Here is a 16,025-nt window from a genome sequence, read left to right as displayed (position 1 = left end):
AACTTCACCTTCTTTCCTTTTGAAAACTTCCCTACTATCGTTAAAAAGAGATTTTGCGACCATGGACCCAATTCAGAAGAGATGTAGACTCCCTTTGATTTCAGAATTGGTTTACATTTAAAAAATGTGCTTTTGCCTACGGCATCAAAAATGAAATCAAACGGTGTATCTAATCGGGTGAAATCTTCCGTTTCATAATTAATCACCCTATCAGCCCCAAGCGTTCTCATTAAATCTAAGTTTTTGGTATTTGCTACGGCCGTTACCTCCGCACCATAATACTTGGCAAGTTGTAATGTAGCCGAACCTATGCCTCCAGTAGCTCCGTTGACTAAAACTTTATCGCCCGCTTTCAAATCCACCTTGTTTAGAAAATTAAGCCCATAATGAGCTCCTTCTGTACAGGCTGCCGCTTCTTCAAAAGTGAGCTGATTGGGTTTTATGGCAAAAGCTTCTTTATCAGAAAGCACTAGGTATTCGGCATGAGCTCTTAGTCCATTTGTATTTAAGCCAAAAACTTCATCACCTTTCTTAAAACCGCTCACTTCTTTACCTACCTCTTCTATAATTCCTGAAAACTCGGTACCAAGAATAATAACTTTGGGTTTAAAAACACCCGTCATTAAACGCATAAAAAAGGGTTTTCCATAGAAAATGGCACAGTCTGTTCTATTAACAGAAGCTGCTTTCACTTTAATTAAAACCTCGTTTTGCTTTGGTATAGGCTTCGGAAAATCTTCTAATTTGAGGTGCTCTGGAACACCGTACTTTAACCATTTGATAGCTTTCATAATTAAAAATACATTTTCTAACGAAAATCATGATGGGCTAAATTATCAATGGTTTAAAACACTTTTGAATGGTTTAACTTTAATAAGTTTAGCTATTAAACCCAAAATTCAATAAACTTTAAAACGTTAGTCAGTGGCACAGATATCTTCTATTTCAGCGACAAATGTAGCGTTTTGTTCTACCTGAAAACCTTCATCCATTAGAATTGACTGGCCTGCTTTCATTCGAATTTTGGCACCCGAATTTAATTTGTTTGTGGCTGTTAAATCTTCTTTGGCGGCAAACATTTTAACTATATCTCCTACGTCGTGATCTGGACTACTTAAAAAAAGTTGAGGTAGAATAAAAGACACTAAACCACTAGAGGCGTTTTTTTCGGGGCAAGCACCATTCTGAATAACGGCTCTGAATTTTGTATCTTGCTTCACCTTTTTAAATTCCAATGAATCGGCAGTATTTGAAATGATTTCTATATTAACAAAATCGTCTATAGAAGACTCCCAACGTTTTATTGGGCCAATATTTCCAACTAAAAATAACATTCCTTTATTATTACGACTACAAACAAATGTATCAATTACGGTTCCCGAACTCGAAGTTGGTTCATTTACAGCGAAAGTTACCCGTGTTCGGCAAGACGAATAAGTAGTATCGCCTAAATAATAGTTTTTAGAAATAGGTGTTCCGGTATCAGCAATACCAGAGCCCGAAACTCCAATTGGATTGAATACATTTTCCGTGCTCAAAAAGTCTCCGCCAATTGGAAACGATCCCCATGTCCATGGACGGATAAATTCAACGGATGCCGAACTTTTTGTTGTAAAACTTCCGACAATTCCGACTGCGAAAGTTGAAGCTACAAGAAAATACATATTGCCCTCAACTAGTGATTCTGTGACTTTCGATTTCGAACCAACCCCTGAATCATCATCCCCTCTTAAAAAATTTGTTGCCGGATTACTTGGGTCAAATGCATTTTGATATAAGCTTAAATAAGTGTCGTTTATTGAACCGTCTGTAGTTTCAAAAGAGAATGAACCAGTTGATGGGCTAATAAAAGGAATTACCCTAAAATAACATAGCTTACCAGAGGCAATATAAGTATTAGAATTATTATTAGAACTAGACCTATTATAAGTGCTGTCTGAAACAATAGTACCATTATAAACTGTATCCAGACTTTCTGAAGCTAGAAGACCTTCTCCAATGGGAACTGTTCCGTTTTGGCAGACATTATATGCTCCGATTAAAGGCATCGGGCCAGGATTCACAACTACACTCACTTTTTGACTTGCTGTGGGATTACAAGGATCTTCGGAAATTGTAAAAATATAATCGACAGATATTGGTTTTTCTGTACTGTTAATTAAAACTTCATTGATGAAAGGTCCAGATCCTGCTCCTACACTATTACTTATTCCTACAACGATTGGCCTCGTCCATGACAAAGTGGCACTCGGCGGAGCATTATCAGCAAGTGCCTCGTACACAAAAGACAAATTAGAACAAATCGCAGGTGGTGTTAGACTAGATGTTAAAAATCTCGATAGAAGCGTAAAATCTTCTGTAACTATTCTGTCATGACTTGAAAGCCCTGTTGAAGCATTTTGACCTAGACCACGGCGAGAAAATGCTCTTGCTAAAGCACATTGATATCTACCGCCAAATAAGTTAAGGTCAGCTTGCAATATGGCATCTCTGGCATCAATAAAACTTGGAGAACAAGGTTGAATGGACAAACCAGTACTTACAAGCTTTAAGGCCGCCACATTTCCTCGCATATCAGCTAAGTTGATTGGTACGTCATATATATTATCAATAATTTGATTGTCTTCAAGAATTAATTCCCAAGTCAAATCCCAGAGGATGGTAGTCCAAATGGAACCTATTCCATGTGGTGCTGTAAATGCCGTATTTGCTATCTGACCATAAGTAACAAGAGGATTTACATTTGCCATGTCATAAGAATATGGATAAGGTCGAATTCCGACTCCATTCGTCGGTTGACCAAATACATAAGTTCCTATACCCCTTGAAAGATTGGCACTCGCCAGATTTGGCGAAAGTGATGACCAGTCTGTGGTTAACATCAATCCCAAATAATCGCTCCAAGCATAGGCTCCACTTTCGACATTCTGTAAACAAGAAACAGTATTTGCACCGCCAGTAAGGCGTTGAGACCAGCCCTGCCCGTATAAATTGGCTATTACGCCATTATCGAAACTTCCATCGCCATCATAAGTGTCGCCTTGATCGAATAAACCTAGTTGCATTCGACCACTTTGTCCGTCGACTGGTATTGAAATAAAGGCGTTGTTCATTGAACCGCCATCTTGAGCTTCGGCTTTAATGTAGTCATTGCCCAAACCTCCTCTTCCCATGTTGTCATTTTGAAAATTCCCTGCAGGTTCATCAAATCCATATTTATACAATACATCATGGAGCAAATTACACCAGTAAAATAAATTTGTGATGGCTGCATTTTGATTCGCCGATGCAGTGTTTAAACCATGGCTATAAGCATAGTCAAAATTCAATTCTGCAGAAGAAGGAGTAAAATCAACAGGCCAATCTACATTATCATTACTAGTATCTTCATAGGCTCTTACATTATTTCCTTTGGTGATATCGTAGTCTTCTGCACCGTCATTATGCCATCCGTTTGTGCTTCCTGGTCCAGTGCCTGCAGGTGCAAATTTGGTATATGGAGAAGTAACCAACGAATTTGAACCATGGTTTGGACTTTCAAGTGGATAGTCAAAAACCCGATAAGTATTTGCTGACAAGGTACTCTCGGAATGATTTATTTCCTTACCTCCTAAACGTGCAGACTTTTCAACGCTTTTATTGGTTGTTTCTCCATATGGATAATGAACAACATGGTCTTTTGTGTCCAAAACTTTCCCACTTATGGCATCAATCTTAACCGACCAATTGTGTTTATCTCCTATTTCATAGATGTTGGCTTCCCATACCAAATGTAAGCCAACTATTCCTTTTTCATTGGATGCATACCAGTATAACCTGACAAGTATATTTTCATCGCTGAGTTGATGATCGGTAAAAACAACTTCCTTAAAAAACGTATTAGTAAGAGATATGGAAGACATCTCCTTTAATTGCTTACTCACATTTAAATTTACACTAAGGGCAGCTTTTTGTATGGCACTCGTCGGAGTTATTAAAGACTTAAAATCTATCTTAGGTAACTTAGAATTCAAATTCTCAATAACGCTGTTTCCAACAAATAGGACTTCTTTATCTTTCAAAGTTAAACTCAGCAAACCATTATAGACATCAATACCCTGAGCCGTTTGATTCAAGTAAATATGATAAAGACCTGTGGTAGCTGAGAAATATTCACTCGACACCATTAAATTGTCTATTTCTGATAGACTCAATTTCTGTTCTTTAGCATGATCCTTTAAGTAGTTTTTTGCCACCAAGAATTCATCTTGTGCATTACCAATAATGTATATAAATAGACCGCAAACAGTCAAATAGCAAGTACTTAAGTTTCTCGTTTTCATGCTTCTATATAGTTTCATGATTAAAAGTATCGTTTCTTAATATAGCGTTTTCTGAGGGCATATTCAAACTTTGCAGTTGTCTAGCATTTATCCAGTCGGTACTATTCCAGCAAAATAAACAAGCAAAATCTTACAGATTTATGGCCCGCTTTGTTAAATAAAGCTGCTTTGATAAGTCAAAAAGCATCAATAACGGAAGATTATTAAAAAACCTGAAGCAAGCATTCCCATTGCTTTTGGCTAATTTTGCAGTCGAACTACAATTGAACTTTAGTATACATGCTCTACCCGAGAAACATTGAGATAAAATTAGGTTTTAACACCATCAGAGAATTGGTGGCAGAACGCTGTGTGAGTGATTTAGGAAGGAGCTTTGTAGATAAAATTCGTTTCTCGGATAATTATCCTTTGGTTAAAAAGCTGATTGGACAAACTGCTGAATTTAAACTCATCATGCAGCTTCATTCGGCATTTCCTGAGCAAAACTTCTTAGATGTAACTGATGCTCTGACCAGTGCACAAACTGTAGGGGCATATCTTTCAGAAGAACTTTTCTTTGACATAAAACTCTCTTTAACCACTATACTGCAGATTCAGCAGTTTTTTGACGAAAAAGAAATTCAATTTCCACTTCTTGTGGAAATGGTGAAACAGTCCATTTCTGAAGATTTAGACTTAGAAGAAATCATTTCAACTATTGACGGTATTATAGACGAAAGAGGCATCGTAAGAGACAATGCCTCTAAAGAGCTATTCTTAATTCGTAAAAAGATTTTAGCAGAGCAAAGTGCCGTTAGAAGAACTTTAGAACGTATTTACAAGACCGCCAAAAACTCAGGCTGGATTGGTGAAGATATGACCCTGACGGTAAGAAACGGCAGATTGGTTATTCCTTTATTGGCAGAGCATAAGCGTAAAATGAAAGGCTTTGTTCATGACGAATCCGCCACTGGAAAGATGGCCTTTGTAGAGCCTTCTGAGGTGCTGGAAGCCAATAACGAAATTCGTGATTTAGAGATAAAGGAAAGAAGAGAAGTTATAAAGATACTTCGCGACCTTACGGCTCATATCAGACCACATATCTTAGAACTAAAGAGAGCCTATTTCCTACTAGGCATTACGGACTTTATAAGAGCTAAAGCCAAATTAGCAGTGGATTTAGATGCCACAGCACCACTTCTAGTCAATGAAAGAATACTAGAATGGAATTTTGCGAAGCATCCTATTTTATATTTAGCTCACCAAAAACTGGGCAAGCCAACTATTCCTTTAAACGTAGAACTCAACCCAGTAAACAGAATTCTGATTGTCTCAGGGCCAAATGCAGGGGGGAAATCTGTGATGCTTAAAACCATTGGTTTAATTCAATACATGGCTCAATGTGGCTTTCTAGTGCCCGTTTCCCCTGATTCTAAACTTGGTATTTTCAGAAATCTATTTATTGACATTGGCGATGAGCAAAGTATAGAAAACGACTTGAGTACTTACAGCTCTCATTTGACCAATATGAATTTCTTCCTTTCTAACACCAACAAAAGCACGCTTTTCTTAATTGATGAGTTTGGCACTGGAACGGAGCCCAATTTGGGTGGTGCCATAGCGGAATCGCTCCTTGAAAACTTTGTTAAATCTAGAGCTTTAGGGGTTATCAATACCCACTACACCAACTTAAAAATCTTCGCGGATAAAAACGCCGGGTTGCAAAACGGAGCGATGAAATTTGATGGCGAGCAGTTAGAGCCGCTTTATATCTTAGAAATGGGTAAACCAGGTAGCTCATTTGCCTTAGAAGTAGCCAGTAAGATTGGATTGCCAGATTACATCACTAGAAATGCCAAGAAAAAACTAGGCACCCAGCAAGTAGATTTTGAAAAGATGCTGAAAGAGCTGGAGATTGAAAAGAAAGTTTTTGCCGAAAAGAATCAAGAGTTCCTTTCACAAAATGCTTTGTTAAAACAAAAAATAGAGCAATACAACGGACTTAAGGACTTCTTAGATGGTGAGCAAAAACGAATTTTAAATGACGCTAAAGCTGAAGCCAAAAGACTATTAAAAGACAGTAATAAAGCCATAGAAACAGCCATTCGTGATATAAAAGAAAATAAAGCTGATAAAGAGAAAACCAAGATTATCCGCCAAAAGCTAGAAACGCTGAAGGAAGAAACGCTTGAAGAGGAAGCAACTGTTACACCAAAAGACGAGTGGCTAAAAGAGGACGGAGCCATTGTAATTGGGTCTTTTGTCAAAATTAAAGGGCAAGAAACCATTGGTGAAGTAATAGCCATTAAAGGCAGAGATTTTGAAGTGGCCATAGGCCAATTAAAGACCAACATAAAAGCCAATAGATTAGAGAAAGTAAATAAGAAAGCTTTCAAAACTGCCACCAAAGAAAAGCCACGAGCCAGAGTAAACGGCGTGGATATGTCTGAAAAAATGGCCAATTTCAGCTTTAACTTAGACATTAGAGGTAAAAGGATGGAAGAGGCCATGCTGGAACTAGACAACCTCATGGATGACGCCATTATGCTGGGGTATAATGAACTTAGAATAGTACATGGTAAAGGAGACGGTATACTGCGAAACCTAGTGAGAAACCACCTAAAAGAATACAAACAAGTGAAAGGTTTTAAAGATGAACACGCCGACAGAGGTGGACATGGGGTTTCATTGGTTAGTTTAGCGTAAATATGAAAACAGATAACTCCCTAAAGGAAATTAAGAAATTTTGGTTGTGGTTTGAGAAAAACAATGCTCTTTTTATAAGGGTTTTGGAAGATGGCTCCGACTTAAAGCAGAAAGAACTCAGTAATTTCTTCGACGAAAAAATACTTTCGTTTGGGCATTTCACTTGGGAAATAAACGAAGGAAACTTCAAAAAGTACCAATTAGTAATTTCACCAAACAGGGTATTTGAATTACTTCAAATTTCTAAAAAAATAATTTCTAAGGCTCCTCAAATGGAGTTCTGGGAGTTTGCTTATGCCAGAGAAAAAGTAAGGTATATGGAGCCTTTTAAAATCTATGACCAAAACTTGGACGTCTATATTATAGATCCCAAAGACTGGTCTTTTAAGCAAGACGGAAAAAGTTTCTATGTGTATGCTCCAAACCTAGAAAAGCTAGATGCAGAAACAGAACAACATGCCCTAGATTTAGTGGCTACGGCTATATTAGGAGAAGAAAACAGAATACTTAATATTACGACCTTGGTAAAAGTAGATAAAACCGACGAGACTTTTTTCTCTCTTTAGTTTTCTCTCATCTGTAATGTTTTTATTCCAAAAGTGTGGTCAGGATTCTCTTTAATGAGCATATAAATGAAAAACTCTTTGTTTTTACTTTTATAGCTTGCCACCGAATACTTTAAAGTTTTGGAAGTATTTCCTTGGTAAACATACCCAAACTCCACTGGTGGATTGGTCTTAAAAAATGAAGACAAAATATATCCTGCTCTCTCTTGCGTTATCTTGGCGTATTCTATTTTTTCTGAGTCTATCACTAATTCCAACTCTGAGGCCAATAATGTTCTAAGTAAATCTGCATTTCCATGGTTAAATGAAGTCGCTATCAAGTCCGTTATTTCCTTTAGAGAACCCGAACCTTTATCATAATCTGCTTTTAATGCTACTGAATTTGTCAACATTAGACAAAGCAGTATACCGAAAATGTATTTCATAAGTTTTATGTGAAGTTTGTTCTCCTGACAATTTATATATTGATTAAATTTGCATAAACTGTGCCAGAAACACCGATATACGCAAAGAATATGATGGATATAAAAGAAGTACAATTACTGCTCAATCCTGAACAGACCAAACAGAAAATCAAGAGAATGGCTTTTCAAATCTATGAAGGCAATTTTAAGGAAAAAAAACTGGTTATAGCGGGTATTAATGGCCAAGGTTACCACCTGGCAGAAGAGATATCTGAGGAGTTAAAAAACATATCTGACAAGGAAATATTTCTTGCAAAAATCATATTGGACAAGGAGGCTGAGAGCCAGCCAGACATTACCATAGAATGCGAAATTGATACTTTTAAGAAAAAAAGTGTGATTTTGGTAGACGACGTATTAAATACTGGAAGAACTTTAGCCTACACTTTTCGCCCTTTCATGTCTATTCCTTTAAAAAGCTTACAAGTGGCGGTATTGGTAGATAGAGACTATTTACTGTTTCCTATCCGAGCAGATTACGTGGGCTATAACCTCGCCACTACACTTAATGATCACGTTAAAGTGATACTTAACGACCAGAAAAAATATGGGGTTTATCTTTATTAAACGATTAGGTGAAAATTCACACTTTAACAAAAGATACGCACACTACTTTTGGCACTGGTATATTGTCCTTATTGAGGCGATTTTCAAGGTATTTAAATCTAAGAATTACCTTTAATTATAATGCCGCCATCAAAAACGAAAGCATAGGCTTACCCTATTCATCGCGATAAAACAGAAAATCAGTTTCTTCACCGATTTCGATATCAGCCATCCTTCAAGCTTCTACGAGAAGATATTGCTTTAAAGCAAAAAAACGAGCGGAACTTGGTGGAAACAAAGCTCCAAGTCCTACTCAATTTTTTAGAAGATCTGTAATTCTTATTTGTCGGCTTTAGCTCTTAGATAAAAGTCTACTAAAACTAAAGCTGCCATGGCTTCCACGATAGGTACAGCTCTTGGCAGAACACATGGGTCGTGGCGTCCTTTACCTGATACTATCACGTCATCGCCTGTTTCATTGATACTCTCTTGGTCTTTCATGATAGTTGCCGTTGGTTTAAAGGCCACATTGAAATAAATATCTTCACCACTGCTGATTCCTCCTAAGATACCACCTGCGTGGTTAGTTTTGGTTCTTACATTTAAATCGTCGTCTGTATAGAATTCATCATTATGTTGCGAACCATATAGTTTTACCCCTTCAAAACCACTTCCATACTCAAAACCCTTTACTGCATTGATGCTTAGCATGGCTTTCCCAAGTTCTGCATGTAGTTTATCGAAAACCGGTTCTCCCCAGCCTACTGGCACACCAGTGACCACACAAGTGATTATGCCACCTATAGAGTCTCCCTTCTTGCGGGTATCGTCTATATAATCAAACATTTTCTGAGCCATCTCGGCATCTGGGCATCTCACGTCGTTATCGTACCTTGTATTCAAATCTAGCTCCTGATAGCTTTTTTCTAGCTTCAAAGCTCCCACTTGATTGACATAGGCGGCTATTTTCACACCCTTTTTGGCCAAAATGGTTTTAGCAATAGCTCCCGCCGCTACTCTGGCTGCCGTTTCTCTAGCAGAGCTTCTTCCTCCTCCTCTGTAATCTCTGTTGCCATATTTGGCAGAGTAAGTGTAATCTGCATGCGAAGGTCTATACTTGTCAGCTATATGCCCGTAATCTTTGCTTCGCTGGTCTTCATTATGAATGACCAAGGCTATCGGTGTTCCTGTGGTTTTTCCTTCAAAAACCCCAGACAACACTTCCACACTATCTGCTTCCTTCCTTTGGGTTGTAATTCTAGACTGCCCAGGCTTACGCTTATCTAGTTCAGATTGTATATAATCCTCATCAAACTTCACTCCTGATGGGCATCCATCTATCACCACACCTATGGCCTTTCCGTGTGACTCACCAAACGTAGAAATATTAAAAATTTTACCGTACGTGCTTCCCATTATTTATGGTTTGTTATTGTCTTCGCTTTCTTCTAAAATCAAAAATAAAGAGCATTCCTACCAACATCAAAAAAAGCAGCAAATTCACTACTATTTTTATAATTTTTCTATAATTCACTTCTGGTTCAGAAATGCTCAAATTCTCTATGTCGTCATAAACCTCCTTAGAGTTTCCCGAATAAGTTTCTATTCTAGGACCGCTTACAGATAGTTTCTGCTCCGCTCTTAAAGTATCATAACTTTCTGTGGCGGTATTATAAAATATCCATTTAAAATAATTTCCAAAGTCGTAAACACCAGAATCCTTCGGAAAAACCTTAAACGTAAAAGTCTTACTACCCGTTTCATATCCTTCCATTTGATTTAAAGTGGACTGTGGTGGGTAAAAGTCGAAAGAAGGATCGTTATCAGGTTTATCAAAAACCATTGTCTTAAAATTCCCTCTACCGCTAATATCTATAGAATAGTTAATGACCTTACCCGTTTTGGCAGATCCTAACTTTGTTACTTCCGTCAGTTTAAAGTTTCCTACGGCAGCCCTATTCTTCATTTGATGCTCTGGTAATGCACTTACGTCTATGCTGTATGGACGGGAATAAAAGGCCCTCACCTCCACAGACCTACTGCTATCTTTACCAATATTTAACTTATCCATGTCTAGCCTTACAGAAGGTAGATTGATGTTTTTCTGGCTTAGGGGATAATAAATACTTTCAAAAAACTTATACTTAATATAGTTTTTGCCATTAATTACAGATTTTTCAGGCTCTATATTGCTTATCTCTCTTTTACTTTCTAGGCAGTTTTCAGGTTTTAACCTGTTAGATATCTGTTCTATCTGATATGCGAGGTTCTTAGGAAACTCCCATGATGCCGTGTTATCCTCGGATACATAAAATGCCAAATTCATTCTTATGCTTTCGCCCACCACAATATCCTTTTTGTCAACAAACAAAAAAAGTAGTGCATCTTCATTACTAAGTGTATCTGTAAATTCTCTTTCTTCAGGGTTTTCAGAATTGCTTACCGTCAGTTCACCTGCCTGCATTACCCTTTCTTCTCCATTAATCACAAACTCAAACTCAGGCAAATCAAAAGAGCCCCAGTTTATGGCTTTATAATTTTGGGTAACAATGTGCTGAAGAACCGTTTTATTGCCAATCTTGACATTGGCGTGAGATACAGACCGCCCTTCCTTTTGAAAGCCCTCTATTTTTGGAAATTCCTTTACATTAGAGTTTGGATTACCCCTTATGTAAACTTTTATGTTAAAGACATCTCCTAATTTCATAACCTTGGCAGACGTAATTATATCTATCTCCTGTCCTTTTTGAGAGAAACCAGATATGGAGCATAATAGGAGTAAGCACAGAGGCAGAAATCGCATACGGCAAAATTAGTGAAAGCATCAAAAATCCATTGCTTTAAATAGATTATTCTTGCAGCCTCTTTTCTTTATCGTTTTATTACCAAAGTTTTTAATCTCTTATAACTATAATCTGGTTTTGCCATGAAACAAATACTCAGCTTTTTTTGGGTAGTATTACCTTTAATAACCTTCGGTCAATGGCAAATACTAGAAACAGGAACAGATGCCTCTTTCAGGTCAATGAATGTCGTCAATAAAAGAGTCATATGGGCGGGAGGTTCTCAAAACACCGTGCTTAAAAGCTTAAATAGTGGTAAAACTTGGCAAAACATCAAAGTTCAACCAGAAACTACATTAGACTTTAGAGGGATTAAAGCCTTTGACAAGCAAACAGCCTTGATTGTCAGTGCTGGCTTAGCTGAAGAAGGACAAGCCAAAATCTTTAAAACATCGGATGGCGGAAAAAGCTGGCAGATGGTTTTTGAAACCAACAAAAAAGGCGTCTTTTTAGACGGCATCGCTTTCTTCGATAAATCACATGGCTTGGTTATAGGCGACCCCATAAATAATGAGGCGTACATTCTAGAAACTAAAGATGCAGGAAATACATGGCAGCGAATACCTCCCTCCCAAATTCCTAAATTAAAGGATGGTGAAGCTTCTTTCGCAGCCAGCAATAGCTGCTTAGTAACATTCGGCTCCCATGCCTGGTATGCATTACAAAGTAGAATCTTACATACCGCAGATGGTGGAAACTCATGGGAAATTCTAGACTCCAAATTCCCTAGTGGACCCACAAGTGGTATTTTCGGTTTAAACTTTTGGTCTGAAAATGATGGAGTAATATTGGGTGGCGATTATAAAGATGATCAATCTGAGCAAGTCAACTTTAGCAGAACTACCGATGGCGGAAACACCTGGAAAACTTCACAAATTAAACCAGAAGGTTTAAAGGAATCTGCTGCCTATTTCAAAAGTCATATTTTGGTTGTAGGCACCTCTGGCAGTAGCTTGTCTGTAGATGCTGGAAAGTCATCTTGGCAGGCCTTAGATAATACCTCTTTCCATGTGGTTCAGTGTTCAGGTAAAAAATGCTATGCCATTGGTGCTCAAGGGCACTTTGGCAAAATGAAAATGCCTTAAAGCTGGGAGAGCGGCAAAGACAAGAACCCGCACTTAATCATGATCATGCATTATCTTACCCTTGCGGTCGAATTAAATCTATTTATTAAACCTGACAGACTTAAGTCTCACCACATCCTCAAAAGGTTCTTCTTTCCTATATACCACGAAATAGAGGTTTTGAAACTCCTCATCCACATTTTCCATTTTTGCATCTGCCCATTGCATTTTACCGAAATCGCCCGTAGATTCAAAAGGTATAACACCAATAATCGCCCCTCCTACCGAGTTTTTCCTTACCTCAATAGCCCCTGAAAGCTCCTTAGAGCCATACTCTACACCAATGCTTTTGATATTGGTAAGGTCAATATTTTTAAAAACTAAATAGGACTTATAACCTCCTGTTTGTAACATTCCCCAGTCAAAAACAAAACCTGGGTGCATGTCTGCATCCATTGCCCTTAGTTCATTATATCTTAAATTTAGTTCGTCGGTACCTTTTTGTGGTGCGGCCTTTTTGAAGCCTTTGTCTGTATATTCCGCTTTTACAGTGTAAAAACCTTTGGTATCATAATCTTTATGAGCCAGCAGCGGCAAAGAACCCGAATCTGTAACGGACTTAAATTCTAAATTAGGATCTGAAAGTGAAAAGATATAACTCACCATTTCACGAGCATCTTGTTCTGAAATTTGCGGGTGAGCACTCATCACATGCGTTTCTCCCCAGTTTCCTCCTCCACCTTCTATTATTTTGGTGGCTAATTTCCCCACAGCCCTTCTATCGTCTTTATACCTAGCAGAAATAGCAGCAAATGACGGGCCTACAGATACCTCAGAAATGGTATGACATGCTTTGCAGTCGCTGCCTTCTATCAATGTTCTCCCAACAGAACCTGGACTTAAGTTGGTTTTTATCTGAGCACCACCAGAAATATCGGGTGTGGGTGCTTTCGGTGTTGGGCTGTAATTATACACCGTTTTTATGTTTTTCATTTTTACACTTTTCCCATCCTTATCCGAAATTTTCACTTGATAATCAAAATTGGAATCGTCCCAGAAAAAAGAGCGATTTTGACTACTTGCTATTTCCACTATTGGTGGTTCGTTACCTACAGAAACATGAAGCGTATCCGTATCCCATAAGCCACCTTGGTCTGTGGCTTTCATCACTATTTCATATTCTCCAGGATTTTCGAAGGTTTTATTAAAAATGGTGGCAGAATGGTCCACCTTCTGGCCATTAATAAACCAACTATAGCTTTGCTTATCGCCAAAGTCTTTATCTGAGGCCCTGCCCATCATATTCACACGGAGTGGTGCCTTTCCTGCCAAACTTTTTCTAATAGGTAACTGACGTTTTTCAGAAGTAAGAAAAACTTGTAAGTTTTCCTTAGCAAGTCCAACAGAATCCAAAATTTGAGCAGCAAGATCCGGTTTTCTGTTGCCAGCATTATATTCAATTTTAACTAATCTGGCATCCTTATTATCTGCTCCATAAACAGACCCGTACTCTAATACGTACATCATTCCATCTTTACCAAAAGCCAAGTCAATAGGCCTTCTAAAATCGCCCACAGTAGGCATAAAGGCTTCACTTCTTAGATAATCCTCATTTTTATCAAATCTTATGACACGCATCCAGTTACGCATCCATTCAAAAACAAACAAACCTCCATCATAATATTCAGGTATTTTATTTGGGTTTTCTACGCTAGTATCATAAGTATAAAACTCTCCGGCCATGGCACTTCTTCCACCTATGCCTAGCTCTGGAAATTTATCAGACAGACCGTAAGGGTAATAAATCATGGCTGGCTTTGGCTTTGGCAACTTTATCAATCCTGTGTTATTCGGCGAATTGTTTTCAGGATTGTTAATGTCATATTTCCCCCTTGGCTTTTCAGTTTCAAAATCCCAATCGGCATAAGGGATGTCGTTGGCAATGAAATAAGGCCAACCAAAAAAACCAGCTTCCTTGGCCTGGTTAAACTCATCATATCCTTTTGGTCCTCTATCAGAATCTTTTCCAGCATCTGGACCAATTTCGCCCCAATAAACCGTGTTGGTTTTTGGATTTACCGCCAACCTATATGGGTTTCTAACGCCCATGGCATAGATTTCAGGCTTAGTCTTGGCAGTGCCAACAGGAAAAAGATTATTAGGTGGAATACTGTAACTACCATCGGCGTGTGGTATAATTCGAAGTATTTTACCCTTCAAATCATTGGTATTTGATGTTCCACGTTGTGCATCTTTTGAGTAACTTTCCGGATCTGAGCGTTCATCTAAAGGCGAGTAACCATCCGATGGGAAAGGCGTGGTTCCGTCGCCTGTAGAGAGCACTAAAACGCCTTTAGAGTCAAAAGCCAAAGAGCCACCATGGTGTGCTCCACTATTGATTTGTACAGGTACTTTTAAAAATATCTTTTCTGAAGCCAAGTCCAATTCGTCATTGTGCGTAAGCGTAAAACGCGATAAATTAAAGTCGATTGGCTCACCCTCAATTGGCGGCGAATAATATAAATAAACCCAACGATTATCTATAAAGTTTGGGTCTAGGGTAATGCCCATTAAACCTGTACCTCCCTTTAAGGTTAACGGAAAACGGTGAATCAATTTATACGCTTCAGTATGCGTGTTATAAACAGAAAAATTACCTGCTAACTCCGTAAAATACACCTTGCCATCCGGCGAAACGGCCAATTCCATAGGGTTGTTAAGGTCATTCACTAATACCGTCTTTTCAAATCTATTTTCTTCTGGGATGGTCTTTGCGTAGGACTTTTTATAATCTAGCTTCACATTCTTTCCCATTGCGTACTTTATTCCTTCCAGTAAGTGTTTTCTAAAAGCGGGCTCTTCGAAAGATGTCTCTACATGACCTCCTCCAGTAAAAAAAGCTCTTCCACCATCATATTCATGATACCACGCAATTGGGTGATTAGCACCATTGGTACCTCCAGTATAAGTATGTTCGTCTAAAAATGCCAATACTTTAAGATCATGATAGATGTTTTTATAACTGTACCACTCGTCTGTCCGTACCCATTTGTCAGGTAAATGCTGCGAAGAAGGATGCGATTTATCCACCACATTTACAGTGGCTTCTCTGATGTTAGAATTGTTTGGATGGCTAGAAAAATATGCTCCTGCCAACTCCCCATACCATGGCCAGCCATATTCGGTATCTGCGGCAGAATGAATACCCACATAACCTCCACCTGCCTGTATATATCTTTCAAAAGCGGCTTGCTGTGTATTATTTAGAACATCTCCTGTGGTAGAATTGAAAATTACGGCGGCATACTTACTAAGATTGGCGTCATTAAAAAACTCAGAATCTTCGGTATAGTCTGCCTTAAATCCATTCTCCTGCCCTAGTTCCTCAATGGCCTTTTTACCAAAAGGAATACTGCCATGCCTATAGCCAGCTGTTTTAGAAAAAATTAATACACTGGGTTGGTTTTGGGCTAAACTCGAAAAGGAAATACAAACAATGAGTACTAAAAGCTTAAGTTTTTTCATTTTATCAATA

General features: G+C 38.3%; 10 protein-coding genes. 4 read left to right on the top strand and 6 right to left on the bottom strand.

Annotation, left to right across the window (positions count from 1 at the left end; genetic code table 11):
- Together ACTBZY_RS14265 and ACTBZY_RS14260 are read right to left on the bottom strand one after the other, a co-directional pair.
- The coding region (locus tag ACTBZY_RS14265; RefSeq protein WP_463047013.1) for an NAD(P)-dependent alcohol dehydrogenase at positions 1-791 on the bottom strand (791 nt) is incomplete at its 3' end.
- Between the two features lie 126 nt (positions 792-917).
- Positions 918-4,340: a M36 family metallopeptidase gene (locus tag ACTBZY_RS14260; RefSeq protein ID WP_463047012.1), complete on the bottom strand. Its 3,423-nt coding sequence runs from the start codon at positions 4,338-4,340 to the stop codon at positions 918-920.
- Between the two features lie 261 nt (positions 4,341-4,601).
- Between ACTBZY_RS14260 and ACTBZY_RS14255 the strand changes: the two genes are divergently transcribed.
- Together ACTBZY_RS14255 and ACTBZY_RS14250 are read left to right on the top strand one after the other, a co-directional pair.
- Entirely contained in the window at positions 4,602-7,007 is a 2,406-nt protein-coding gene (locus ACTBZY_RS14255; RefSeq protein WP_463047011.1) for an endonuclease MutS2, read from the top strand.
- A gap of 2 nt (positions 7,008-7,009) precedes the next feature.
- A complete protein-coding gene (locus ACTBZY_RS14250) occupies positions 7,010-7,573 on the top strand; it encodes a hypothetical protein (protein WP_463047010.1) in 564 nt (187 codons plus the stop codon).
- Here ACTBZY_RS14250 and ACTBZY_RS14245 read toward each other — a convergent pair.
- Positions 7,570-7,998: a DUF4783 domain-containing protein gene (locus ACTBZY_RS14245; RefSeq protein ID WP_463047009.1), complete on the bottom strand. Its 429-nt coding sequence runs from the start codon at positions 7,996-7,998 to the stop codon at positions 7,570-7,572. The genes ACTBZY_RS14250 and ACTBZY_RS14245 overlap by 4 nt on opposite strands.
- A 90-nt stretch (positions 7,999-8,088) precedes the next feature.
- On the opposite strand from ACTBZY_RS14245, the gene ACTBZY_RS14240 reads away from it, so the two are divergent.
- Entirely contained in the window at positions 8,089-8,604 is a 516-nt protein-coding gene (locus ACTBZY_RS14240; RefSeq protein ID WP_463047008.1) for a phosphoribosyltransferase family protein, read from the top strand.
- Between the two features lie 318 nt (positions 8,605-8,922).
- Here ACTBZY_RS14240 and aroC read toward each other — a convergent pair whose 3' ends face one another.
- Both aroC and ACTBZY_RS14230 read right to left on the bottom strand, forming a co-directional pair.
- Complete coding sequence (aroC, locus tag ACTBZY_RS14235; RefSeq protein ID WP_463047007.1) at positions 8,923-9,999, bottom strand: chorismate synthase; 1,077 nt, start codon at positions 9,997-9,999, stop codon at positions 8,923-8,925.
- A 13-nt stretch (positions 10,000-10,012) separates the two neighbouring features.
- Positions 10,013-11,386 carry a hypothetical protein gene (locus ACTBZY_RS14230; protein ID WP_463047006.1) on the bottom strand — a complete coding sequence of 458 codons (1,374 nt, stop codon included), beginning with the start codon at positions 11,384-11,386 and terminating at the stop codon, positions 10,013-10,015.
- A gap of 123 nt (positions 11,387-11,509) precedes the next feature.
- On the opposite strand from ACTBZY_RS14230, the gene ACTBZY_RS14225 reads away from it, so the two are divergent.
- On the top strand, positions 11,510-12,511 hold the full coding sequence (locus ACTBZY_RS14225) for a YCF48-related protein (protein WP_463047005.1): 1,002 nt from the start codon (positions 11,510-11,512) through the stop codon (positions 12,509-12,511).
- 78 nt (positions 12,512-12,589) lie between these two features.
- On the opposite strand, the gene ACTBZY_RS14220 is transcribed toward ACTBZY_RS14225, so the two are convergent.
- Positions 12,590-16,015: a ThuA domain-containing protein gene (locus tag ACTBZY_RS14220; protein ID WP_463047004.1), complete on the bottom strand. Its 3,426-nt coding sequence runs from the start codon at positions 16,013-16,015 to the stop codon at positions 12,590-12,592.
- Positions 16,016-16,025: the final 10 nt, after the last annotated feature.

It is taken from the genome of Arcticibacterium sp. (assembly GCF_055134445.1).
The sequence above is the reverse complement of the archived record's forward strand: the minus strand, read 5'-3'. Positions and strand labels throughout refer to the sequence as shown.

Excerpts from the sequence above, each read along its gene's own strand:
- ACTBZY_RS14260 (WP_463047012.1), bottom strand. The coding sequence starts at position 4,340 with ATGAAACTATATAGAAGCATGAAAACGAGAAACTTAAGTACTTGCTAT.
- ACTBZY_RS14255 (WP_463047011.1), top strand. The coding sequence starts at position 4,602 with ATGCTCTACCCGAGAAACATTGAGATAAAATTAGGTTTTAACACCATC.
- ACTBZY_RS14250 (WP_463047010.1), top strand. The coding sequence starts at position 7,010 with ATGAAAACAGATAACTCCCTAAAGGAAATTAAGAAATTTTGGTTGTGG.
- ACTBZY_RS14245 (WP_463047009.1), bottom strand. The coding sequence starts at position 7,998 with ATGAAATACATTTTCGGTATACTGCTTTGTCTAATGTTGACAAATTCA.
- ACTBZY_RS14240 (WP_463047008.1), top strand. The coding sequence starts at position 8,089 with ATGATGGATATAAAAGAAGTACAATTACTGCTCAATCCTGAACAGACC.
- aroC (WP_463047007.1), bottom strand. The coding sequence starts at position 9,999 with ATGGGAAGCACGTACGGTAAAATTTTTAATATTTCTACGTTTGGTGAG.
- ACTBZY_RS14230 (WP_463047006.1), bottom strand. The coding sequence starts at position 11,386 with ATGCGATTTCTGCCTCTGTGCTTACTCCTATTATGCTCCATATCTGGT.
- ACTBZY_RS14225 (WP_463047005.1), top strand. The coding sequence starts at position 11,510 with ATGAAACAAATACTCAGCTTTTTTTGGGTAGTATTACCTTTAATAACC.
- ACTBZY_RS14220 (WP_463047004.1), bottom strand. The coding sequence starts at position 16,015 with ATGAAAAAACTTAAGCTTTTAGTACTCATTGTTTGTATTTCCTTTTCG.